Source organism: Goekera deserti (genome assembly GCF_010685995.1).
GTDB lineage: Bacteria > Actinomycetota > Actinomycetes > Mycobacteriales > Geodermatophilaceae > Goekera > Goekera deserti.
Window position 1 is genome coordinate 68,360 of sequence record NZ_JAAGWK010000028.1, and the last position, 22,287, is coordinate 90,646.

Annotated in this window: 20 protein-coding genes; 10 read left to right on the top strand and 10 right to left on the bottom strand. The window is 74.4% G+C overall.

Annotated elements, in window-relative coordinates; translation table 11 throughout:
• Positions 1–100 precede the first annotated feature (100 nt).
• Positions 101–1,354 (bottom strand): MFS transporter, encoded by a 1,254-nt coding sequence (locus tag G1H19_RS18810; RefSeq protein WP_162392866.1) that lies wholly within the window; start codon positions 1,352–1,354, stop codon positions 101–103.
• A 119-nt stretch (positions 1,355–1,473) separates the two neighbouring features.
• Here G1H19_RS18810 and G1H19_RS18815 point away from each other — a divergent pair, with 119 nt between their 5' ends.
• The 3 genes from G1H19_RS18815 to G1H19_RS18825 all read left to right on the top strand — a co-directional run bounded on the left by G1H19_RS18815 (position 1,474) and on the right by G1H19_RS18825 (position 3,881).
• Positions 1,474–2,028, top strand: a complete 555-nt coding sequence (locus G1H19_RS18815; RefSeq protein ID WP_202925886.1) for a winged helix-turn-helix domain-containing protein — start codon at positions 1,474–1,476, stop codon at positions 2,026–2,028.
• A gap of 255 nt (positions 2,029–2,283) precedes the next feature.
• On the top strand, positions 2,284–2,538 hold the full coding sequence (locus tag G1H19_RS18820) for a hypothetical protein (protein WP_152729226.1): 255 nt from the start codon (positions 2,284–2,286) through the stop codon (positions 2,536–2,538).
• An 80-nt stretch (positions 2,539–2,618) separates the two neighbouring features.
• On the top strand, positions 2,619–3,881 hold the full coding sequence (locus G1H19_RS18825; RefSeq protein ID WP_202925887.1) for a glutamate mutase L: 1,263 nt from the start codon (positions 2,619–2,621) through the stop codon (positions 3,879–3,881).
• An 8-nt stretch (positions 3,882–3,889) separates the two neighbouring features.
• Here the strand turns inward: G1H19_RS18825 and G1H19_RS18830 are convergent, their stop codons facing one another.
• The 3 genes from G1H19_RS18830 to G1H19_RS18840 are packed head-to-tail and all read right to left on the bottom strand — an operon-like array spanning position 3,890 to position 6,651.
• Positions 3,890–4,531: a pentapeptide repeat-containing protein gene (locus G1H19_RS18830; protein ID WP_152729229.1), complete on the bottom strand. Its 642-nt coding sequence runs from the start codon at positions 4,529–4,531 to the stop codon at positions 3,890–3,892.
• Positions 4,532–4,564: 33 nt separating this feature from the next.
• A complete protein-coding gene (locus G1H19_RS18835; RefSeq protein ID WP_235928088.1) occupies positions 4,565–6,097 on the bottom strand; it encodes a PH domain-containing protein in 1,533 nt (510 codons plus the stop codon).
• The gene (locus tag G1H19_RS18840; RefSeq protein WP_152729231.1) at positions 6,094–6,651 is read right to left on the bottom strand and encodes a PH domain-containing protein; all 558 of its coding nucleotides are present in this window, start codon (positions 6,649–6,651) and stop codon (positions 6,094–6,096) included. Before G1H19_RS18840 ends, G1H19_RS18835 begins: the two co-directional genes overlap by 4 nt.
• Before the next feature lie 54 nt (positions 6,652–6,705).
• Here G1H19_RS18840 and G1H19_RS18845 point away from each other — a divergent pair, with 54 nt between their 5' ends.
• The gene (locus tag G1H19_RS18845; RefSeq protein ID WP_407647119.1) at positions 6,706–7,041 is read left to right on the top strand and encodes a rhodanese-like domain-containing protein; all 336 of its coding nucleotides are present in this window, start codon (positions 6,706–6,708) and stop codon (positions 7,039–7,041) included.
• A gap of 13 nt (positions 7,042–7,054) precedes the next feature.
• On the opposite strand, the gene G1H19_RS18850 is transcribed toward G1H19_RS18845, so the two are convergent.
• The 5 genes from G1H19_RS18850 to G1H19_RS24715 all read right to left on the bottom strand — a co-directional run bounded on the left by G1H19_RS18850 (position 7,055) and on the right by G1H19_RS24715 (position 12,770).
• Positions 7,055–7,867, bottom strand: coding sequence for a polyprenol monophosphomannose synthase (locus G1H19_RS18850; RefSeq protein ID WP_152729235.1), 813 nt, complete (start codon positions 7,865–7,867; stop codon positions 7,055–7,057).
• A gap of 132 nt (positions 7,868–7,999) precedes the next feature.
• On the bottom strand, positions 8,000–8,827 hold the full coding sequence (locus tag G1H19_RS18855; RefSeq protein ID WP_162392867.1) for an Fpg/Nei family DNA glycosylase: 828 nt from the start codon (positions 8,825–8,827) through the stop codon (positions 8,000–8,002).
• Between the two features lie 50 nt (positions 8,828–8,877).
• On the bottom strand, positions 8,878–9,732 hold the full coding sequence (locus G1H19_RS18860; RefSeq protein ID WP_152729237.1) for a GAF domain-containing protein: 855 nt from the start codon (positions 9,730–9,732) through the stop codon (positions 8,878–8,880).
• A gap of 151 nt (positions 9,733–9,883) precedes the next feature.
• Positions 9,884–11,500 (bottom strand): long-chain fatty acid--CoA ligase, encoded by a 1,617-nt coding sequence (locus tag G1H19_RS18865; RefSeq protein WP_152729239.1) that lies wholly within the window; start codon positions 11,498–11,500, stop codon positions 9,884–9,886.
• A gap of 61 nt (positions 11,501–11,561) precedes the next feature.
• The gene (locus G1H19_RS24715) at positions 11,562–12,770 is read right to left on the bottom strand and encodes a cytochrome P450 (protein WP_162392868.1); all 1,209 of its coding nucleotides are present in this window, start codon (positions 12,768–12,770) and stop codon (positions 11,562–11,564) included.
• A 164-nt stretch (positions 12,771–12,934) separates the two neighbouring features.
• Between G1H19_RS24715 and G1H19_RS18875 the strand changes: the two genes are divergently transcribed.
• Positions 12,935–13,867, top strand: coding sequence for a DUF5926 family protein (locus G1H19_RS18875; RefSeq protein WP_152729241.1), 933 nt, complete (start codon positions 12,935–12,937; stop codon positions 13,865–13,867).
• A 272-nt stretch (positions 13,868–14,139) separates the two neighbouring features.
• Here the strand turns inward: G1H19_RS18875 and G1H19_RS18880 are convergent, their stop codons facing one another.
• Positions 14,140–16,299, bottom strand: coding sequence for an MMPL family transporter (locus G1H19_RS18880; protein WP_217269557.1), 2,160 nt, complete (start codon positions 16,297–16,299; stop codon positions 14,140–14,142).
• Positions 16,300–16,334: 35 nt separating this feature from the next.
• On the opposite strand from G1H19_RS18880, the gene G1H19_RS18885 reads away from it, so the two are divergent.
• From G1H19_RS18885 to G1H19_RS18905, 5 genes are all read left to right on the top strand, one after another.
• The gene (locus G1H19_RS18885; protein ID WP_235928089.1) at positions 16,335–16,811 is read left to right on the top strand and encodes a MarR family winged helix-turn-helix transcriptional regulator; all 477 of its coding nucleotides are present in this window, start codon (positions 16,335–16,337) and stop codon (positions 16,809–16,811) included.
• Between the two features lie 95 nt (positions 16,812–16,906).
• Positions 16,907–17,875 carry a serine/threonine-protein kinase gene (locus G1H19_RS18890; protein ID WP_202925888.1) on the top strand — a complete coding sequence of 323 codons (969 nt, stop codon included), beginning with the start codon at positions 16,907–16,909 and terminating at the stop codon, positions 17,873–17,875.
• Between the two features lie 60 nt (positions 17,876–17,935).
• A complete protein-coding gene (locus tag G1H19_RS18895; RefSeq protein ID WP_152729243.1) occupies positions 17,936–19,480 on the top strand; it encodes an amino acid permease in 1,545 nt (514 codons plus the stop codon).
• Positions 19,481–19,666: 186 nt separating this feature from the next.
• Complete coding sequence (chvE, locus tag G1H19_RS18900) at positions 19,667–20,812, top strand: multiple monosaccharide ABC transporter substrate-binding protein (RefSeq protein WP_235928090.1); 1,146 nt, start codon at positions 19,667–19,669, stop codon at positions 20,810–20,812.
• A gap of 164 nt (positions 20,813–20,976) precedes the next feature.
• Positions 20,977–22,287: ATP-binding cassette domain-containing protein (locus G1H19_RS18905; protein WP_163638853.1), on the top strand; the 1,311-nt coding region annotated here is incomplete at its 3' end.

Here is a 22,287-nt window from a genome sequence, read left to right on the forward strand (position 1 = left end):
CCCGTGGCCGAGGCGCGGCACCCGCGCGCAGGTGGAGCTGTCCGCCTGGAGTGCCGACACCTGACGAGCCGACCACCGGCTGCTGTCGCCGTGCGGACGGTCAGCTGGCGTGGGCGGGGGTGTCTGCGGTGACCCACTCTGCCGGGCGGGGCACCGAGCGCACTGACCTGCTCAGGGTGGTCATCAGGGCGACGATCGCCGTGGCCCCCGCCAGCACGGCGGTGGCGCCGCCGCCGCCCAGTCCGGTCAGCAGCAGCCCGCCGACCAGGGGTGCGAGGGGGATGGCGACCATCCCGGCCACCTGGGATGCGGACTCGACCCGGCCCTGCAGGTCGGCCGGCGTCACGGCGATCCGGTAGGCGCCGATCCCGGCGTTGCCGGCCGGGTTGAGCAGCAGCAGCGTGAACAGCGCTGCCCCGGCCGCAGCCGGTGTGGCCCACCAGATCAGCGGCACCACAGGCAGGGTCAGGCTCCAGCCGATGAGCACGGTCAGTCGACCCGTCGGGACCCGGGCGACGAGGCAGGGCGCGACCAGGGCGCCGAGCACCCCGCCGACTCCGGCTGCGGTGCTGACCAGACCGATCTCGACGGGGTGCGCCCCGGCCTGGACCATGCGCAGCAGCACCACGAAGAACAGCGCGTTGACCACCAGGTTGAACGCCGCTGACGTCGCGATGAGCACCCGGAACAGGGGCCGGGCCACGACGAAGCGAAGTCCCTCGGCGACCTCCGCCCGCAGCCGTCGACGCGGTCGGGTGCCGGCCGGTGCGGGGGACAGGTCGGTGCGGAGCCGGCTCAGCATCAGGCACGACACCGCGTAGGTCAGCGTGTCGACGGCGAAGGGCAGCCAGCGCACCGCGCCGTACAGCGCCCCACCCAGGGGTCCGCCGAGCAGCCCGGCCACGTGCTCGCGTGCCTCGTTCTGGCTGAGCGCCGCGGGCAGCTGCTCGGTGGTCACCACCGACCGGATGGCCGACATCTGGGCCGGTCCGAACACCCCGGCCGCGACACCGGCCAGCAGCCCGACGACGGCCAGGTGCACCACGGTCAGCCGCCCGAGAGCGCCCGCCAGGGCCAGTGAGCCGTAGAGCACCATGCCCGCGGCGCTCGCTCCGATCATCAGCCGCCGTCGATCGACCCGGTCGGCCAGCGCACCGGCGGGCAGCAGGGCAGCCACCAGCCCCAGCAGGTGACTGCCCTCGACCAGTGCGGCGGTGATCGCGGACCCGGAGAGCGAGTAGGCCAGCAGCGGGAACACGAACATGCTCATCCGGCTGCCCAGCGCACTGACCGTCTCGCCCACCCAGAGCGTCGTGAAGTCACGGTTGGCAGCGAGAGCTCGCAGACTGGACACGGTCAGCACGTTAAAGTGCGCACGTGTTCTTGCGCAACTTCTGTTGCGCATCCGATCGCTATCGTCGACGTGTGACGTCCGAGGACCCGGCAGGCACCCAACGGGTGCATGACCCGCGCGTGCTCCGGGCCATCGCCCACCCGGTGCGCAACCGGATCCTGGGGGAGCTGCACGCCGCCGGCGCCCTCCGCGCCGCCGACATCGCGCGTGAGCTGGGCATCCCGGCCAACCAGGCCAGCTTCCACCTGCGTCAGCTCGCCAAGTACGGCGTCATCGAGGAGGCGGTGGCGGAAGGCCGCGACCGTAGGGACCGGGTGTGGCGGCCGGTGGCCGAGCGTGGCCTGCGCATCGACCTCCGGGATCTCGCCGAGGTGCCGGGCGGGCCGGCCGCGGTCGGGGTCTGGCGCCGGCAGGCGGCCGACTGGGCGCACCAGGTGGTGGACGCGGCCTACTCCGATCGCGTCGACGGCCGTGACCAGGTGTCCATCACCGAGTCGGCGCTGCGGCTGACCGACGAGGAGGCCCGGGAGTTCGCCACCGAGCTGACCGAGGTGCTGGACCGCTGGTCACAGCGCACCCGCGACCAGGAGGGGACCCGCCGCACGTTCCTGCTCCTCCAACTGCTGCAGCCCTACCCGGAGCCACCCCCGGCCCCGGACGACGCCACCGGCTGACGCGGGGCACCGGCTGGCTCAGGCCGAGCTCGAGGCCCGGTCGCTGACCGGCATCGGCGCGGAGCAGGCCGTCCAGCGCTGACCCCAGCCGCCTGGATGCGCCGGCGGTCCCCCGACCGCACCGGCGTGGCGCTCGTGCGGCGTCGTTCGGGCTCCTGCGGTCGTGCAGCACCGCAGGAGTGAGGGAAACACCGCAACAGCCGGGACGGCCCGGTCCCGGCGGCTTGACACTGCAACCCGTGAGACGGTGCTCCGGTGAGCTGGCCGTCCTCCGTGCGGCGGGTCCGGGACCGTCGCCGTCCGATGGCCCAGCGCGTCGTTGCGCTGCGTTCGCTGGTCTCCCGGCACCACGCCCCCGTGGGGTACACCCGGACACTGGCGGAGCTGGGCGCGTTCGTGGGCGTCACGGACGGCCCGTGGACCGAGGACCAGTTGCTGACTGCCCTCGGCCTGCTCCAGCTCTCGCGCGCCGACTCCATGGCCTTCGATGGATGTGTCAACTCTTCCTGACGCTTCTCGGGGACACCCTCCCCGCCGCCGTCGGTGGATCCGACGTCCCGGGCGGTGCCCGCGGTCCGTACGGTGCCGTGGTGACTGCCACATCCTCACCGGACGCCCGTCGGCTCGCCTGCGTCGACATCGGCTCCACCTGGACGAAGGCGGCCCTGGTCGACGCCGGCAGCGGGGAACTGCTGGCCACGCGCCAGGCCCCCACCAGCAGCGACGTCGTCCCCGGGGTGCTGGCCGCCACCGAGGGCTGGGACGCCGAGGTGCGGGCGTGCTCCAGCGCCGGGGGTGGGCTGCGGCTGGCGGTGGTCGGCTACGAGCAACTGATCAGCGCCGAGGCCGGGCACCGGGCCGCGCTCTCGGCCGGCGCGCGGGTGGTGCACGTGGCCGCCGGCCGGCTGGACGGCGACGGGCTGGCCGCGCTCGCCGCCGCCGCACCCGACGTCGTCCTGCTGGTGGGCGGCACCGACGGCGGCGACGCGACCGTGCTCCGGCACAACGCCGGGGCGCTGGCCTCCGCGGCCGGCCGGGTGCCGGTGGTGCTGGCCGGGAACGTCCAGGTGCGCGAGGAGGTGGCCGCGGTGCTGGCCGCAGGCGGCTGCCCGGTGACGGCGTGCGACAACGTGCTGCCCGACATCGGCGAGCTCGCCCCGGAGTCGGCCCGGGCCGGCATCCGCGCGGTCTTCCTGGAGCACGTCATTGGCGGGGAGCGGCTGTCGGCCGACCCGCGGCTGCAGCGGTGGGTGCGCGCGGTGACCCCCGACGCGGTGCTCGACGGGGTGGTCGCGCTGGCCGCGCTGCGCTCCGGCGCCGACGTGCCCGGCGTCCTGGTGCTCGACGTCGGCGGCGCCACCACCGACGTCTACTGCGTTCCCGACCTCGACCCCGAGCAGGCCGCGCTGCGCCGGGAGGCGGTGGGCGTGCCCGCGCACCGGCGCACCGTCGAGGGCGACCTGGGCGTGCACCACAGCGTGGGCGACCTGCTCGCCGCCGCCCGCGCCGAGGGCCTGCCCCCGACCGGCGAGGACGCGCTCGCGCTGGGCGAGGCCGCGGCCACCGTCGCGCTGCGCCGGCACCTGCGCGCCGAGGCCGCCTACGGCGCCGGCGGCGCGAGCGCCCGCGGCGTCGGGCTCGTCGTGCTCTCCGGCGGCGTCTTCCGGCACGCCGACGCCGGTGCGCTGGACGCCGTGGTCAGCCGGCTGGCCGCCGACCGGGGCGGCGCGGCCGGCGTGCTGGCCGGCACCCGGGTCGTCGTCGACCGACGGTACGTGCTCGCCGCCGCCGGACTGCTCGCAGGCACGCACCCGGTGGCCACCGCGGAACTGCTGCAGAGCCTGCTCACCTGAGGACGACGTCAGGCGACGGTGATGCCCAGCTGCGCCGCGATCGCCGGCGCCCAGCCCTGCAGCTGCTCGCTGCTGATCGTGCAGCCGCGCAGCTGGTCCACGCCGTCCAGCCGGCCGATCTCGGCGCCGCTGAGGTCCACCGACCGGCTGCGCGACCCGGACAGCTCCAGCGAGCCCACCCGGCAGTCGACCAGCTGCACCCGGCGCAGGTCCGCGGAGCCGGCGTCCAGCGCCCCGATGTCGCAGCCCCGCAGCGTGACGTCGGTGAGCCGCGCGCCGCGCACGTCGACGAAGTCGACCTTCACGTCCTGCAGCAGCACCCGGGTGAGCTCGGCGCCCTGCAGCACCAGCGCCCCGAACCGCCCCCGCTCCAGGACGACGTCCAGCAGGTCGGCCTCACCCAGCGACAGCGTGGCCGCCCGCACGTCGGCCAGCAGCGTGCTGGACAGCCGCGCCCGGTCGAAACGCACCTCACCCAGGTCGCAGTCCTGCACCACGCACTCCAGCAGGTGCGCCCCGGTCGCGTCCCCGGTGAGCGTCAGCCCGGCGAAGCGCAGCCCGTCGGCCGACCCGCCGCCGTGCAGCTCGGGGCCGGGGGCCGGGTCGGGCTCGGGCACCAGGGCCAGCAGTTGCGCGGCGTCCATCGGCATCGCTCGTCCTCCAGGGGGTGTGGGGGCGCAGGGTCAGGGGTGCGGGGTGAGCGTGCCGGCCCACCGGCCGGAGGAGGCCAGGGCGAAGGCGGCCGCCTCGTCGGCGGCCATGTCGGTGCAGGCGTAGCCGCCGCTGCCCGCGCCGACGCACGCGGTCACCGTGGCCAGCGACGCCCGGCGCTGGGAGAAGCTCTGCCGCACCTGCCAGCCCACCACGGCGCGCTGCTGCAGCACCACCTGCTCGCGCACCAGCCAGCCCGACCGCACCGAGAACGACCGCTCGCCGGTCACGTGACCCAGCGAGGCGTACCGGCCCAGGCCCAGCGGCACGCCCAGCACGGTCAGCACGCCCCCGAGGACGGCGACCCACCACCAGCCCTGCGTGGCGGTGAGCACCAGCCCGGCGGCCAGCACCACGACGCCGGAGCCGATCGCCCGCACCAGCCGCCGGCGTCGTGCCGCCGGGGGGTGCCGCCGCAGCGCTCCGGGGTCCTCGACCAGCCGGGTGAGCAGCGCCCAGGCCTCGCGCCGGGGCCCCATGGGCAGCAGCTGGCCGCGGCGGGTGGCGTCCCCCAGCCCGGTGACCAGCGCGCTGGACCGGGCGGCGCGCACCAGCCGCATGCCGACCCCCTCGGACAGGGTGCCGCCACGGATCCGGTCGATCTCCAGCTCGGTCTGCCGCCGGGTGAGCAGCCCGCGCGCGGCCACCAGCGACCCGCCGCGGCGCACCAGCCGGAAGCCCCAGTTGACCACCGCGCTGCCGATCACCGAGCCCAGCAGCACCACCAGCAGTGCCGCGACGACGGCCAGCAGCAGCACCGGCAGCCGGCTGAGGTCCGGCTGCCCCAGGTCCGGGGTGAACCGGTCGGGCAGCTCGTCGGTCAGCCGGGACAGCGCGCCCAGCGCGGCGAACGGGATCGCCAGGTAGCTGCCGACCAGCGGGGAGTACAGCAGCCAGCGGTTGTCGAACCGGGCGAACTCCTCCTCCGGCTCCCCGGCCGCGGGCGCCGGCCCCGGGGCACCCGGCACGGGCTCCTGGCCGGGCACCGGTGCCGGCGCGGCCCGCCGGGTGAGCAGCCGGGCGCGCAGCCGGTCGGCCTCGGCCGGGCGCAGCCCGTCGACGACCAGCTCCTCCTCCGAGCCTTGCACCGCGCCGGCCGCGGCGTCGATGCGCAGCCGCACCAGCCCGAACAGCCGGTACAGCGGCGGTGCCTCCACCTCGACGCCGCGCACCCGGTCGATCGGCACGGTGCGCACCGAGCGGGCCAGCAGCCCCCGGGTCACCACGACGGCGCTGTCGGTGTCGGCGTAGCTGAAACGCCACCAGCCCAGCGCGGCGAACCCGAGGGACAGCACGGTGACCAGCAGGACCAGCCCGGCGATGCCCAGGGGCGAGGGGTCGATGTTGCTGCCGATGGCCGCGGCCAGGCCCAGCATCGCGGGGACGAACGAGCGCGCCTGCCGGAACGTGACGGTGTGCACCAGCATCACCCGCGGTGAGGTGCGCCGTCCCGGGGCGGGGTGGGCGGGGTCCCAGCCCGGGGCGCCCGGCACGGGACCGGTCACGTGGCCTCGTCCCGCACCAGCTCCGCCCGCCGGGCCAGGTCGTCGGCGACCCGCGCGGCCACGGCCGCCTCCAGGTGCGGGATGCGCACCGTGCCCTGGGACGACGCCGTCAGCACCGCCACGCTGGCCAGCCCGAACAGCTGCTGCACCACACCGCGGGTGACGTCGACGGTCTGGATGCGCGAGATCGGCACCAGCGTCCAGGTGCGGGACAGCCAGCCGGTGAGCGTGTAGACCGCCTCGTCGGTGACCTCCCACCGGTGCACCCGGTACCGCAGCCGGGGCTGCACCCCGATGCTCAGCACCGCCTCCAGCAGCACCAGCGGCGGCAGCACCCAGCGCAGCACGTCGACGGCGCCGTCCGGGAGCACCAGCAGAGCGACGGCGGCCAGCGCCACGAGCACCACGGTGCCCAGCACGCCCTGCACGGTCCACAGCGAGACGGCCTCCCGGGACAGCGACCAGGCCGGCGTCCGGGCCGGTCCCGGCGGGACCGGTGGCCGCGCACCGGCGGGGGGTGGCTGCTGGCCGGGGGGCGGCGGGCTCGGGGACATCACGGCCATCCTCCCAGCGGCGCCGCCGGGTGCCCGCGTGCCACGATGGGGAGCGTGACGTCTCCTGCGCAGGTCCCGACCGTGCCGGCCGCCGAGCTGCCCGACGACGCCGTCGTGCTCGACGTCCGGGAGGACGACGAGTGGGTCGCCGGCCACATCGAGGGCGCCACCCACATCGCCATGGGCGACGTGCCCTCCCGCCTGGACGACCTGCCCGAGGGCGACCCGCTGTACGTGACCTGCCGGGGTGGCGGCCGCTCGGCGCGGGTCGCGGCCTGGCTGAACCAGAACGGCTTCGACGCGGTCAACGTCGGCGGCGGCATGGGCGCCTGGCTGGACGCCGGGCGCCCGATGGTCAGCGAGACCGGCGCCCCGCCGACCGTCGTCTGAGCCGAGCGCCCGCTCAGGCCGCGCGGTCCAGCAGCACCGGTGCGGCGTGGCTGTCGGGGGCGGAGCCGGCGCGGGGTCGCCGGGCCTGGCCGCGGGCGACCCGGCCCAGCTGCCCGCTGCGTTCGGCGATCGCCCACCAGGTGATCCGCAGCAGCGACTCCCGCACGATGTCCCCGCTCATCTTGCTCGCCCCGTGCACCCGCTCCACGAACGTGATCGGCACCTCGATCACCTGGTAGCCCGCCCGCAGCGCCCGCCACACCAGGTCCACCTGGAAGCAGTACCCGTGACTGGCCACCCGGGTCAGGTCCAGCGTGGCCAGCACCTCCCGCCGGTACGCGCGGTACCCACCCGTGGCATCCCGCACCCGCAGCCCCAGCGCACGCCGGGTGTAGGCGTTGCCCACCCGGGACAGCACCTGCCGGTGCAACGGCCAGTTCACCACCTCACCCCCGGCCACCCACCGCGACCCCAGCACCACATCGGCATCGGCCAGCGCCCGCAGGATCCGCGGCAACTGCTCCGGGGCGTGCGACCCGTCGGCGTCCATCTCCACCAGCACGTCGAAACCCCGACCCAGCCCCCACGCGAACCCCGCCAGGTAGGCAGCCCCCAGACCCTCCTTCCCGGCCCGGTGCAGCACGTGCACACACCCATCGGCCGCCGCCAGCCCGTCGGCCACCTCACCGGTGCCGTCCGGGGACGCGTCGTCGACCACCAGCACGTGCGCCCACGGCACCGCCGCCCGCACCCGCGCCACGATCAACGGCAGGTTCACCCGCTCCTCGTACGTCGGCACGATCACGAGCACACGGTCGGCGGTCATGCGGGGGACCTCCTCAGGCTGGTGGTGGACCAGGGCGGGCGGGCCGCGTGCGGCCTGCGCCACAGTGGCGCCGGCCACGAACCGTAGACGACCCGCGCTGTCCCGGCCTCCCCGGGAGGGGTGAGACCGGGCTCACGGACGGAGCAGCACCCGCGCCTCGGGGCCCGGGCCCGGCTGGCAGTGCGGGCACCACCAGGTGCGCCGGTTGTCCCGGTCGCCGGGCACCTCGTCGACGACGCGCACCGTGGTGCCGCAGCGCAGGCAGGGACGCCGCGCGCGACCGGCCACCCAGTGGCTCTCGCCGCGCCGGCTGTTCCCGGTGGTGACCTGGTAGGCGTTCGGCACGTGGGCGGAGTGCCGCAGGGCGCGCACCGCCAGCCGCACCAGCGCGGGTACGTCGACCTCGCCGATCAGCGTCCAGGGGCTGTGGCCGGTGAGGAAGCACAGCTCGTTGGCCCAGAGGTTGCCGAAGCCGGCCATCAGCCGCTGGTCGAGCAGGGCGGGGGCGAGCTGCCGGGTGGGGTCCGCGACGAGCCGGCGCACCGCCTCCTCGGCGTCCCAGTCGGCGCGCAGCGGGTCGGGCCCCAGGTGCCCGACCACGGTGTCCTCGTGCACGGTCTCGACCAGCTCGACCACCGGGAGCTTGATGCCGTAGGCCGTGGAACCGGTGTCGGTCTCCAGCACCACCCGGACGTCGGGCATCAGCCGTCCGGGCAGCCGCCTGCCCGGGCCGGTGACGGTCCACGAGCCGTCCATCCGCAGGTGCGTGTGCAGGGTGAGGCCGCCGGACAGCCGGGTCAGCAGGTGCTTGCCGTGGGTGGCGTGCTCCAGCACGGTGCGGCCGGCCACGTCGGCGGTGGCCAGCCGCGGGACCCGCAGGTCCGAGCGGGTCAGCGTGCGGCCCAGCAGGGCACGGTCCAGTCGGCGGGCGAGCAGGTGGACGCTGTCTCCTTCGGGCACGACACCGAGTGTCGGCGCCCTGCCGCGGACGCGCCTGCAGCGCCGCGGTCTCAGGCCGCGGGTGCGGCCCGCTCCTCGAGCTCGGCGACCGCCTCGTCCGCCAGTGCCCGCAGCGCGGCGACGTCGCCGGCGGCGAACCGCCGGGGTTCGAGGTCGATGACGCACACCGTGCCGAGCACCTCACCGCTGCGGGTCAGCAGCGGGACGCCGGCATAGCTGCGCGCGCCCTCGTGGACGACCAGCGGGTTGGTCCGCTGCAGCACGTCGGCGGCGAGGTCGTGGACGAGGTGCGGCTGCCGGGTGCGCACGGTCGTGGCACAGAACGACCACTCGATCGGCAGACCGTGGGCGGGCTCGAACCAGGGCGGCAGCCCGTGCGTGCCCAGGTGCTCCTGTGCCTGGTCGAGCACGGCGGTGACCAGCCCGATCGGGGTGCCCAGCTGGGCGGCAGCCGCGCGGGCGGTGCGCGCGGCCCGGGCGGCGGTGGCCGGGCCGAACAGGTCCAGCCGCGACAGCTCCGCGGTCCGGGACGGCGACTGCAGCCGGCTCTGCAGCAGCAGGTCCAGCGAGCTGCGGGCCCAGTCCGCCGGTGGCGCCTGCACCCCGACGTAGCGCGCGGCGAGCAGGTCGAAGACGGTGACCCGGGTGTGCAGTGCGCGGCCGACCAGCCCGACCGCGCCGCGCCGGGTGGCCAGGGCCGCGGTCAGCCGGGTCATGTCGACCGAGGAGGCCAGCTCGGCCTCCCGGTTCACCCCGGCCTCCGCGCAGGCCTCGGCCCAGACCGCCGGCGCCTCGTGCCCGGCGACGTTGCGCAGCACGGCCCGGACGTCGGCGGGCAGCAAGCGGGCGAGGCGGTGGCTGCGCAGGTACCTCAGGTCCGGGTCGGTCGCACCCACGGTGGTCATGCCTGGTTGTCGGCATGCGGAGTGGGTTCTCCATCCCAGCCCGGCCGCAGGAGTGCCCATCCGACCACCGTTCCCGGGCGCGATGTGACAGCGGGCACCTGCACGCGCAGGTCACCGGCTGCCGGGACGCACCCCGGCACCCGGTCCCCGGTCAGCGAGGCGCGGGGTACTCCGCGAACCGCGTGCGCAGGTCCTTCTTGGAGAACTTGCCGACGCTGGTCTTGGGCACCTCGTCGATGAACTCGACCGCCGAGGGCAGCCACCACTTGGCCACCATCGGCCTGATGTGCTCGATGACCTGCTCCGCGGTGAGCGTCTGACCGCGCTCGAGCACCACGCAGGCCAGCGGCCGCTCATCCCACCGGGGGTCCGGGATGCCGATCACCGCGGCCTCGGCGACGGCCGGGTGGCTCATGATCGCGTTCTCCAGCTCCACGGAGGAGATCCACTCCCCGCCGCTCTTGATCAGGTCCTTGGTGCGGTCGGCGATCCGCACCGAGCCGTAGCCGTCGATCGCGGCGACGTCGCCGGTCTTCATCCAGCCGTCCGGGGTGGAGAGCTCCGTGCCGGCGTCCGGGCGGTAGTAGTCCTGCGCCGTGGTGGAGCCGCGCACCTGCAGCTCGCCGGTGGCGACGTCGTCCCAGGGCAGCTCGTCGGTGGTGCCGGCCTCGACGATGCGCACCTCGACGCCCATGAACGGCACGCCGGCCCGGGCCCGCCAGGCGACCTTGTCCTCGTCGTCGGCGTCGAACAGGTGCCGGGGCAGCCGGGCGGCGGTCGCCACCGGGTGCGTCTCGGTCATGCCCCACGCCTGCAGGATCGGCAGCCCGACCCGCTCGCGGTAGGCCTCGCTCAGTGCCGCCGGGACGGCGGAGCCGCCGCAGCCGATGTCGCGCAGCCGGTGCTCGCGGCCGGCCAGCTCGGGCAGTACGCCCTGCCAGATGGTGGGCACCCCGGCGGTGAAGGTGACGCCCTCGGCGACGATCAGGTCGGCCAGCGCCTTGGGCTGCATCATCGGGCCGGGGAACACCATCGCGGCGCCCACCGACGGGCCGGCCTGGGCCAGGCCCCAGGCGTTGGCGTGGAACATCGGCACGACCGGCATGACGACGTCGGTCTCTCCCAGGGAGAAGACGTTGGGCTGCACCACGGCCATGGTGTGCAGCACGGTCGAGCGGTGGCTGTAGAGCACGCCCTTGGGGTTGCCGGTGGTCCCGGACGTGTAGCACATCGACGCGGCGAGGTTCTCGTCCTCGACCCGGAAGTCGATCGGCTCCGCGGCGGCGACGAGGTCCTCGTACAGGGAGACCCGCGGGTCGTCCGGGATCGCGTTGTCCCCGCCGTCGTCCATGACGACGACGTGCCGCACGGTGGTCATCGAGTCGACCAGCGGCCAGAACAGCGGCAGCACGGTGCGGTCGACGAAGACCGCCTCGTCCTCGGCGTGGTTGGCGATGTAGGTCAGCTGCTCGGGGAACAGCCGGATGTTCAGCGTGTGCAGCACCCGGCCGGTGCTGGGCACCGCGAAGTACAGCTCCAGGTGCCGGGCCGAGTTCCAGGCGAACGTGCCCACCCGGGCGTCGGCAGTGAGCCCGAGGGTGTCGAGCACCCCGCCCAGCTTGCGGGTGCGCACCGCCCACTCGCCGTACGTGGTGCGCACCGGGCCGGTGGGGGAGTTGGTGACGATCGGCTTGTGCCCGTGGTGGCGCTCGACGTACCGGAAGATCGAGTCGATCGTCAACGGCGTCTGCTGCATGTGGCCGCGCATGGGCGCATCGTGCCAGTGGCCCCGGTCACGTTCCACCTCCGGGTCGGGCGGCGCCCGGGGATCAGGGCGTGAACACGACCGGCAGCTCGGCGAGACCGCGGATGACGAACTCCGGGCGGCGGCGGGCCGGCCGGCCCAGCGCCAGGGCCGACGGCCGTTCCAGCAGCGCCCGGAACGAGGCCTGCAGCTCCAGCCGGGCCAGCGGGGCACCGATGCAGAAGTGCACCCCGACGCCGAAGGCCAGGTGCGGGTTCTCGGTGCGCCCGACGTCGAGCCGCCCGGGGTCGGTGAACACCGCAGGGTCGTGGTTGGCCGCGCCCAGCAGTGCCGCGATCTTCTGGCCCCGGGCGACGGTGACGCCGCCGATCTCGACGTCGGAGGTGGCGGTGCGCTCGAACAGCTGCAGCGGGGAGTCGAACCGCATGAGCTCCTCGACGGCGGTGGGCAGCAGACCGGGGTCGGCGCGCAGCCGGGCCAGCTGGTCGGGGTGCTCCAGCAGGGCCAGCAGGCCGTTGCCGGTGACGTTGACGGTGGCCTCGTGCCCGGCGTTGAGCAGCAGGATGCAGGTGCTGACCAGCTCGTCCTCGGTGAGCCGGTCGCCGTCGGCGTCACGCACGCCGACCAGGTGGGAGAGCAGGTCGTCGCCGGGGGAGCGGCGGCGGTCGTCGGCCAGCGCGCGCAGGTACGCGACGAACTCGTCGGCCGCGCGCTCGGCGCCGTCCTCGGTGTCCGGGGTGCGGCCGTACTCGTACATCTTCACGATCGCGTTGGACCAGGGCCGCAGCAGCGAGCGGTCGGCGTGCGGCACGCCCAGCAGCTCGGCGATCACTGCGACCGGCAGCTCCTCGGCCATCCCGCCGAGCACGTCCACCGGCTGCTCACCGCCCGAGCGCTCGACCATGTCGTCGACGAGGTCGCGGGCCAGCTGGTCCACCCACGGCCGGAGCCGCTCGACGTGCCCGCGGGCGAACGCAGAGCTGATCAGCCGGCGCACCCGGGTGTGGTGCGGAGGCTCCATCTCCAGGATGGCGTTGCGGTGGATCAGGTTGAAGCTCGCGAAGCGGTCGACCGGCTGCTCGTCCACCCAGATCCGGCCCAGCCGCCGGTCACGCAGCACGGCGTTGCTCTCGGCGTGGGTGAACGCCAGCCACAGCCCCAGGCCCTCGTGCCACTGCACCGGGGCCCGGTGCCGGGCGGCGGCGAAGTGCGGGTACGGGTCGGCGACGACGCCGGGGTCGTCGAGTCGGAGCGGTACTCCTGCGGCTGTCACCGGGGTGATCCTAGAGCCGACCGGCTGAGCTGCGCCTTTCCCCGTGACACGCCGACGCACGTCGCACCCCCGCGCGGACGCGTCGCGAGCCCGCGCAGCAGGGGGCGACGCCACGGGCACGCTCGCGGCGAGAGGCGGTCAGCGGGCCACATACGCTGAGGGGCATGGCCAGAACTGCGACCCGTCGTCCCGCCACCGCCCGTGCAGCCGGCGACGTCAACCCCAAGGCGCCGTGCGCGTGCGGCTCCGGCCGCCGGTACAAGCACTGCCACGGATCCGGCTACACCCCCGCCGTCGGCCGCCCCTTCGAGGGCCTGCCGGGCGAGGCCGACTGGGTCGCGCTGCGCGAGCTGGTCTCCGCGGCCACGGCGCCGCTGACCACGGTGGACGGCCGCAGCGTCACCCTGGCCAGCGTGCTGCCGGGCGCCAGCCCGGCCCTGGTGCGGGCCAACGGCGAGATCCTGCTCGGCGTGCAGCTGCAGACCTCCTCCGAGGACGTCAGCCGTGACCTGGGCACCGCGCTCGCGGCGGCCCTCGAGGCGCCGGTCGGCGCCCCGGTCGACCCGGGCCCGATCGGTGGCGCCGGCTCCGCCGGGCCCCGGCTGCAGGACCTGCTGGACACGTCCGTGCCGCTGGAGGTGACCGTGCACGAGGACTTCGGCTTCTGGCTGGAGGGCACCGGTGCCGGGCCGGAGGCGCAGGCCGGGCTGCAGGGCGCCAACGACGCGATCATCCCGACGGTGCGTCTGGAGGGCCTGGACGCGGCCTACTGGTGCCGGCCCGCCGCCGACCGGGCACACGTGCGCTGGGTCCGCCCGGAGCCGGAGGAGGCCCTGCTCGACGCGCTGGCCCGGCTGGGCGCGGCCGAGCAGCTGTCCCTGGGCGAGGGCACCAAGTACGCCGGCGCCTTCCGGGCCCACGGCCTGATGGTGCCGGTCTGGGACGTGCCGGCCGAGACGCCCGCCGCGGACTGGGCGGCGCCGTCGGCTGCGTTCCACGACCGGCTCGCCGCTGCGCTGCAGGTCAGCGACCCGCTCAGCTCCGACGAGCGGCGCTCCCGCGCCGGGCTGCTCTCCCGCCAGGTCACGCTCCGCTGACGTCCCGGGCCGGCCGACCGGTCCACCTCCGCACGCTTGTGCTCTGCATCGTGGACACGCTTGTGCTCTGCATCGGGGAGCCGTGCAGAGCACAAGCGTCGAGGGGGGACAGGCCTGGCCGCCCCTCGGACCCGGCCGCCCTTCGGACCCGCCTGCCCCTCGCCCCGGCCGCCCCTCGACCCGGCGCCTTTCGGACCAGGCCGCCCCTCGCCCCCGGCCGCCCCCGCCCACGGCTGCCCTCGCCCCCGGCTGCCCCCGGCCCCGGCCGCCCCTCAGCTCCGCGCCGTCTCCAGCGGTGCGGGCTGGCGAGTCGGCTCCGGCTCGCTCCGGGACAGCGCCGAGGGCCACCAGAAGCGGCGGTCGAGCATGCTCACCAGCGCGGGCACGAGCACGCTGCGCACCAGCAGCGTGTCCAGCAGCACGCCGAGGCCCACGATCACACCGAGCTGGGTCAGCGTGATCAGCGGCAGCACGCCCAGCACGGCGAAGACCGCGGCCAGCAGCACCCCGGCACTGGTGATCACCCCGCCGGTGACCGCCACCGCGGTCACCATCCCGGCCCGGGTGCCGGCGTGCGCTGCCTCCTCCCGGGCCCGGGTGACCAGGAAGATGTTGTAGTCCACCCCCAGGGCCACCAGGAACAGGAACGCCAGCAGCGGGACGCCGGCGTCGAGCGCCGGGAAGTCGAACAGGGTGCGGAACAGCAGCCAGCCGGCCCCCATCGCCGCCGCGTAGCTGGCGATGACGGTGAGGATGAGCAGCACCGAGGCCACCACCGCGCGCAGCAGCGTGAGCAGCACGACGAGCACCACCGCGAGCACCAGCGGGATGACCACCAGCCGGTCACGGGCGGCGGCGTCCCGGGCGTCGAGCTCGGTGGCCTCCGTGCCGCCGACGAGCGCGTCCGAGCCGGGCACCGCGGCGACGGCCTCGCGCAGGGCCCGCACCGTGTCGAAGCTCTGCTCGCTGCCCGGCCGGGCGTCGAGCACCACGTCGACCTGGGTGAGGTCGCCGTCGGTCTCGCCGACGGTCGCGGCGTCCACCCCGGGGACGGCGCGGGCGGCCGAGGCCACCTGCTCGGCGGTGGCCGCACTGGTGATCACCGCCGCCGGGTCGGCGGTGCCGGCGGCGAACCCCGCCGCCAGGGTCTCCAGCCCCTCGGCGGACTCCACCGGCTCGCGGAACTGCTCGGTGAGCGACAGCCCGGCCGAGATGGCGGTGGTGCCGGTGGCGAGCACGCCCAGCACGATCACGCTGGCCACCGCGACCCGCCGCGGGTACCGCACGACGGCGGCGCCGATCCGGGACCACGGGCCGCTGCGGGTGGGGTCGGGCTGACCCAGGCGCGGGGTGAACGGCCAGAAGAGCCCCCGGCCGAACAGCACCAGCGCCGCCGGCAGCACGACCAGCGCGTACACCACGGCGACGGCGATCCCGGCGGCCCCGGCCAGGCCGATGCTGCGGCTGCCCGGGGTCACCGCGGCGGCCAGGGTGAGCAGGGCGAGGAACACGGTGCCGGAGCTGGCCAGCACCGCGGGCCCGGCCGAGCGGAGCGCGCGCTGCATGGCGGTGTGCCGGTCCTCGGTGCGGCGCAGCTCCTCGCGGTACCGGGCGATGAGCAGCAGCGCGTAGTTGGTGCCGGCGCCGAAGACGAGCACGGACGTGATGCCCACGGTCGAGTCGTCCACGGTCAGCCCGGTGGTGCGGGTGAGCACGGCCACCACCTTCGCGGCGACCTGGTCACCGACCGCGATGACCGTCAGCGGAACCAGCCACAGCCACGGACTGCGGTAGGTGAGCAGCAGCAGCAGCGCCACGACCAGCGCGGTGGCCGCGAGCAGCGTGATGTCGGCGCCCTCGAACACCGCGCCGAGGTCGGCGGTGAAGGCGGCGTTGCCGGTGACCTGGGCGCGCAGCCCGTCCGGCAGGTCGGTGGCGGCCTCGGCCCGCAGCCGCTCGACGGTCGTGCCCAGCTCCGCGGTCGGCAGGTCGGCCGGCAGGGAGACGCTGACCAGCGCGGCGGCCCGGTCGTCGGCGACGACGGGCGGGGACACCGGGGAGTCGGGGAACGCCGCGGTGACGGCGTCCGCACGCTCGCCGAGCGCGGCGACGTCGGCGTCGGTCAGCGTCCCGCCGGGCCGGCTGTAGACGATCAGCGCCGGGTCGACCGAGGCGGACGGCAGCCGCTGCTGCAGGGCCGCGACCTCGGTGGAGTCGGCCCCGGACGGCAGCGCGGCGGTGACCTCCTGGGAGACCCTCGGCGAGCCGCCGAGGGCCAGCGCGGCAGCGGAGACCAGCAGGGCGAGCAGCACCACCACCCACTTGGACCGCCGTCCGGCGACCAGTCCGGCCAGCCGGTCGCCCACACCACTGCTTCGACCACCGAGAAGTTCCACGATGGAGAAGATAGGATGGCGAGCGGCGACGGTCAACCGGACCGCCACCGGCCGGAGGACGGGAGTGCGACGTGACGGAGTCGACCGCCCCGGACGCCGACGAGGTCATGACGCTGCTCCGGCGTTTCGCGGTGGAGACCGACCGCTACGTCGAGTCCTCCGGGACGCAGCACGACCTGCACCGGACCGACCTGAACGCCCTCGCGGTGATCCTGGACGCGAACCGGGCCGGTGAGCCGCTCACCCCGTCCCGACTGGGCGCGGCCCTGCACCTCAGCTCACCGGCCACCACCGCCCTGCTGGACCGGCTGGAGCGGGCCGGGCACGTGCGGCGCACCCGCAGCACCGTCGACCGCCGCCGGGTGGACCTGGAGATGACCCGCGCCGCCGGCCTCGTGGCCGGGGAGCTGTTCGGCCCGCTGGGCCGGTCGGTCGGGGCGGCCGTCGAGCGGTACGGGCCCGAGGAGCGCGCGCTCGTCGCCCGGTTCCTGCGCGACGTCATCGCAGCCACCGTCGCCGCGCGGCAGACCCCCACGCCGCCGTCCTGACCGGCCCGCCGGGTCGCCTCCCGCCGTCCTGACCGGCCCGCCGGGTCGCCTCCCGCCGTCCTGCGGCGGCCCCGGGCCCGTCCTAGGCTCGGGCGGTGGACCTCCGCCCCGGCGACGAGGTCGGCGGCCGCGTCGTCCAGGCCATGATCGGCCGGGGCGGGACCAGCACGGTCTACCGGGTCACCGACCCCGACGGGCGGGTGGTGGCGCTCAAGCTGCTCGACGTCGAGCAGGTCCGCTCGGACGTCGCCCGGGCCCGGTTCCACCGCGAGTTCGAGATCGCCCGGGAACTGCGGCACCCGCACGTGATCGAGGTGCTCGACCACGGCGAGGCGCCGGCCCGCGTCCCCGGCGCGCGACCCCTGCTCTGGACGACGATGGAGCACGTCGACGGCGTCACCGGCAGCTCGCTGGTGCCCGGCCCGCACGCCGAGCCCGACCTGCCCCGGGTGCTGGCGGTCGCCGGTCAGGTCGCGGGCGCGCTGGACCACGCGCACGCCCGCGACGTCGTCCACCGGGACGTGAAGCCGTCCAACGTGCTGGTCCGGGCGGTCGACGGCGCCCCGTGGGCGGTGCTCACCGACTTCGGCATCGCCCGGTTCCTCGACGACGCCCGCCCGCTGGCCCGCAACGGGCGGGTGCTCGGCTCGCTGCCCTACGCCGCCCCGGAGGTGCTGCAGGCCCAGCAGCTGAGCGGCGCGACCGACGTCTACGGGCTGGCCTGCACGCTCGTGGAGTGGCTCACCGGCCGGCCGCCGTTCCCGCTGCCCAGCCCGTTCGCGATCGTGCACGCGCACCTGACCCGACCACCGCCGGAGCTCCACCGGCGGCGCGGCTGGCTGCCGCGGGCGCTGGGGCCGGTCGTGGCCCGGGCCCTCGCGAAGGACCCGGCCGACCGGTACGTCCGCTGCACGGAGTTCACCGACCTCGTGGCCGGGCTGCTGTCCGGCGTCGAACCGGTCCGGCCGGCCGCGGAGCAGCAGGGCCGGCTGTCGGGCTGGCTCGGACGCCGCGCGGTCGCCTGGAACCCGAACGTCGCACGGAGTTCACGCCGGGACGGTTGATGGTGGCAACGACCGGGGTACGGGTCGCCGACCCCGTCGGCACGATCAGATCGGCCCGCCATGAGCGCAGCACCCAGGCAGGACGCCACGTACGACAACTCCGTGCACAGTCAGGAGGACGAGGGCTACCACAAGGGCCTCAAGCCGCGTCAGCTGCAGATGATCGCCATCGGTGGGGCGATCGGGACGGGCCTGTTCCTCGGCGCCGGCGGCCGGCTGGCGAGCGCCGGCCCGGGGCTGTTCCTGGTCTACGCCGTCTGCGGCGTCTTCGTGTTCCTGATCCTGCGGGCCCTGGGCGAGCTGGTCCTGCACCGCCCGTCGTCCGGGTCGTTCGTGTCCTACGCGCGGGAGTTCTACGGCGAGAAGGCCGCCTTCGTCGCGGGCTGGATGTACTTCGTCAACTGGGCGCTGACCGCGATGGTCGACGTCACCGCGATCGCCACCTACATGCACTTCTGGGGCGCCTTCGAGGTGGTGCCGCAGTGGGTCATCGCGCTGATCGCGCTCGGGATCGTGCTGTCGATGAACCTGATCTCGGTGAAGCTCTTCGGCGAGCTCGAGTTCTGGGCCGCGATGGTCAAGGTGATCGCGCTGGTGGCGTTCCTGGTGATCGGCACGGTGTTCCTGGCCGGCCGCTTCGACATCCAGGGCCAGCCCACCGGCTTCAGCGTCATCTCGGACTCCGGCGGCCTCTTCCCGACCGGCGTGTTCCCGGTGGTCATCGTGACCTCGGGGGTGATCTTCGCCTACGCGGCCGTCGAGCTGGTGGGCACCGCGGCGGGGGAGACGGAGAACCCGGAGAAGATCATGCCCCGGGCGATCAACTCGGTGATCTTCCGGATCGCCGTGTTCTACGTCGGCTCGCTGGTGCTGCTGGCCCTGCTGCTGCCCTACACCGCCTACGAGGCCGGGACGAGCCCGTTCGTCACGTTCTTCGACTCGATCGGCGTCGACGGTGCCGGCACGATCATGAACATCGTCGTGCTCACCGCGGCGCTGTCCAGCCTGAACGCCGGGCTCTACTCGACCGGGCGCATCCTGCGCTCGATGTCGATGAACGGCAGCGCCCCGGCCTTCACGGGCCGGATGAGCGCGAACGGCGTGCCCTACGGCGGCATCCTGCTCACCGGGTTCCTGACCCTGTTCGGCGTGGCGCTCAACGCCGTCGCGCCGGGGCAGGCGTTCGAGATCGTGCTCAACATGTCGGCCCTGGGGATCATCTCCTCCTGGGGCACGATCGTGCTGTGCCAGCTGCGGCTGTACGCCTGGTCGAAGAAGGGCATCATCGAGCGCCCGCACTTCCGGATGATCGGCGCACCCTGGACCGGGTACGCGACGCTCGCGTTCCTCGCCGTCGTGCTGGTGCTCATGGCCCTCGACGCACCGATCGGCAGCTGGACCGTCGCCACCCTGGTGGTCATCGTGCCGGCGCTGGTCGGCGGGTGGTACCTGGTGCGCGGCCGGGTGCTCGCGGTCGCCCAGGAGCGGATGGGCTACACCGGCGAGCACCCGGTCGTGGCCAACCGCCCGGTCGAGGCCGACCCGACCCCGCGCGAGCGCCGCGGCGGGACGGGCAGCAGCTCCGGCCGGGGCGGCGCGGACTGACCCGGGTCCGGCGGTCGGACCGGAGGACCTCCTCCAGAGATGACGGCACCGTTACGACAACGTGACCACCCAGGTTCACCGCGAGTATTGACGCCCCCCCTCTGTGAGCGCTCACACTGACTCGCCCGCACAGCTGCGGGTCTGCTGCCGCACAGGTGGCAGGAGTGCTCGCAGAGGAGATGGCACGTGGCAGCACAGACGCTGAGGATGACGGCCCTGGGTGCGGTGCTGGCCCTCGGGCTGGCCGGCTGCGGCGGCGACGGCGCCGGCGGCAGCTCGAACTCGGCCGACGCTGCACCCGAGGACCTCACGATCGGCGTCTCGATGCCGACCGAGACCTCGGAGCGGTGGATCGCCGACGGCGCCGCCGTCGAGTCGCAGCTCGAGGACGCCGGCTACCAGGTGGACCTGCAGTACGCCGGGGACGACATCCCGACGCAGTCCCAGCAGGTCGACCAGATGATCACCCAGGGCGCCGACCTGCTGATCATCGCCGCGATCGACGGCACCGCGCTGAGCAGCCAGCTCGACGCGGCCGCCGCGGAGGGCATCAAGGTGATCTCCTACGACCGGCTGATCCGCGACAACGAGAACGTGGACTTCTACGTCAGCTTCGACAACTACAAGGTCGGCGTGGCCCAGGGCACGGCCCTGCTCACCGGTCTCGGCTTGCTGAACGAGGACGGCTCGCCGGGCACCGCCACCGGCCCCTTCAACATCGAGCTGTTCGCCGGCTCGCTGGACGACAACAACGCCGGGTTCTTCTTCAACGGCGCCATCGACACGCTCCAGCCGTTCATCGACGACGGCACGCTGGTGGTGAAGTCCGGCCAGACCGAGATCGACCAGGCCGCCACCCTGCGGTGGGACCAGGCGACCGCCCAGCGCCGGATGGACGACCTGCTGACCCGCTCGTACAACGACGGGTCCGTCGTCAACGGCGTGCTCTCGCCCTACGACGGCATCTCCCGCGGCATCATCACGTCGCTGCAGAACGCCGGCTACGGCGCCGCCGACAAGCCGATCCCGGTCGTCACCGGCCAGGACGCCGAGATCGCCTCGGTCAAGCTGATCGCCGACGGCGTGCAGAACTCGACGATCTTCAAGGACACCCGCCTGCTCGCCGAGCAGGCCGTCATCGCCGCCGAGGCGTTCCTCGAGGGCGACACGCCCGAGGCGAACGACACCACGACCTACGACAACGGCAAGAAGGTCGTCCCGTCCTACCTGCTGCCGATCCAGACGGTTTACAAGGACGACATCCAGTCGGTCCTCGTCGACTCCGGCTACTGGTCCGCCGACGAGGTCGCCAAGGGTCAGGCCGACGACTGACCCGGGTCCACCGACCCGCCGCACGACACGGCCGGGCCGGGCAGCGCGTGCTGCCCGGCCCGGCCGGCACCACCCCCGGCGCGGCCATCCCCGGGGAGGGGCTCGACCGGGCCCCGCGGGCGGAGCAGACTCCACCCGCACCCACGACGAGGACGACGGAGTCCATGACCGAGAACATCCTGGAGATGCGCGGCATCACCAAGACCTTCCCCGGGGTCAAGGCGCTGGAGGACGTGTCGCTGGCCGTCCGCCGCGGTGAGGTCCACGCGATCTGCGGGGAGAACGGCGCCGGCAAGTCCACGCTGATGAAGGTGCTGTCCGGGGTGTACCCCGCGGGCACCTACGACGGCGACATCGTCTTCGACGGCCAGACCTGCCGCTTCTCCGGCATCCGGGACAGCGAGGCGGTGGGGATCGTGATCATCCACCAGGAGCTCGCCCTGGTGCCCTACCTCTCCATCGCGGAGAACATCTTCCTGGCCAACGAGCGCACGGGCCGCTCCGGGCTGATCGACTGGAACCGCGCCAACGCCGAGGCCGGCGAGCTGCTGGAGTCCGTCGGGCTGCGCGAGAACCCGGTGACGCCGGTCGGCCAGCTCGGCGTCGGCAAGCAGCAGCTGGTCGAGATCGCCAAGGCGCTGTCCAAGAACGTCAAGCTGCTGATCCTGGACGAGCCCACCGCGGCACTGAACGACACCGACTCGGCCCACCTGCTGGGCCTGCTCCGCTCGTTGCAGGAGCGCGGCATCACCTCGATCATGATCTCGCACAAGCTGAACGAGATCACCGCCGTGGCGCAGAGCACCACGGTCATCCGCGACGGCCGCACGGTCGAGACGCTGGACATGTCCGACCCGGGCATCGGCGCCGACCGGATCATCCGCGGCATGGTCGGGCGCAACCTGGACTCCTACTACCCCGAGCGGGTCTCCCACCCTGGGGACGTCGTGCTGCGGGTCGAGGACTGGAGCGTCAAGCACCCCACCCAGGACCGGCTCGTCGTCGACGGCGCGTCCTTCGACGTGCGGGCCGGCGAGGTCGTCGGCATCGCCGGGCTGATGGGGGCCGGGCGCACCGAGCTGGCGATGAGCGTCTTCGGGCGCAGCTACGGCCGCGACGTGACCGGCCGGCTCTACCTGCACGGCAAGGAGATCCAGGCGCGCACGGTGTCCGAGGCGATCGACCACGGCATCGCCTACGCCACCGAGGACCGCAAGAAGTACGGGCTGAACCTCATCGAGGACATCACCCGCAACGTCTCGGCCGCCGCGCTGGGCAAGCTCTCCCGCAACGGCTTCGTCAACGGCAACGAGGAGATCCGCGTCGCCGAGGAGAGCCGGTCGAGCATGAACATCAAGGCGCCCAGCGTGCTGTCCGTCGTCGGGAAGCTGTCCGGGGGCAACCAGCAGAAGGTCGTGCTGTCCAAGTGGTTGTACACCGACCCCGAGGTGCTGATCCTCGACGAGCCCACCCGC

What these genes read in the sequence shown, in the direction of transcription:
- G1H19_RS18850 (WP_152729235.1), bottom strand. Translation starts at nt 7,867, where the DNA reads ATGACCGCCGACCGTGTGCTCGTGATCGTGCCGACGTACGAGGAGCGG.
- G1H19_RS18840 (WP_152729231.1), bottom strand. Translation starts at nt 6,651, where the DNA reads ATGTCCCCGAGCCCGCCGCCCCCCGGCCAGCAGCCACCCCCCGCCGGT.
- G1H19_RS18895 (WP_152729243.1), top strand. Translation starts at nt 17,936, where the DNA reads ATGAGCGCAGCACCCAGGCAGGACGCCACGTACGACAACTCCGTGCAC.
- G1H19_RS18860 (WP_152729237.1), bottom strand. Translation starts at nt 9,732, where the DNA reads ATGACCACCGTGGGTGCGACCGACCCGGACCTGAGGTACCTGCGCAGC.
- G1H19_RS18830 (WP_152729229.1), bottom strand. Translation starts at nt 4,531, where the DNA reads ATGCCGATGGACGCCGCGCAACTGCTGGCCCTGGTGCCCGAGCCCGAC.
- G1H19_RS18875 (WP_152729241.1), top strand. Translation starts at nt 12,935, where the DNA reads ATGGCCAGAACTGCGACCCGTCGTCCCGCCACCGCCCGTGCAGCCGGC.
- G1H19_RS18865 (WP_152729239.1), bottom strand. Translation starts at nt 11,500, where the DNA reads ATGCGCGGCCACATGCAGCAGACGCCGTTGACGATCGACTCGATCTTC.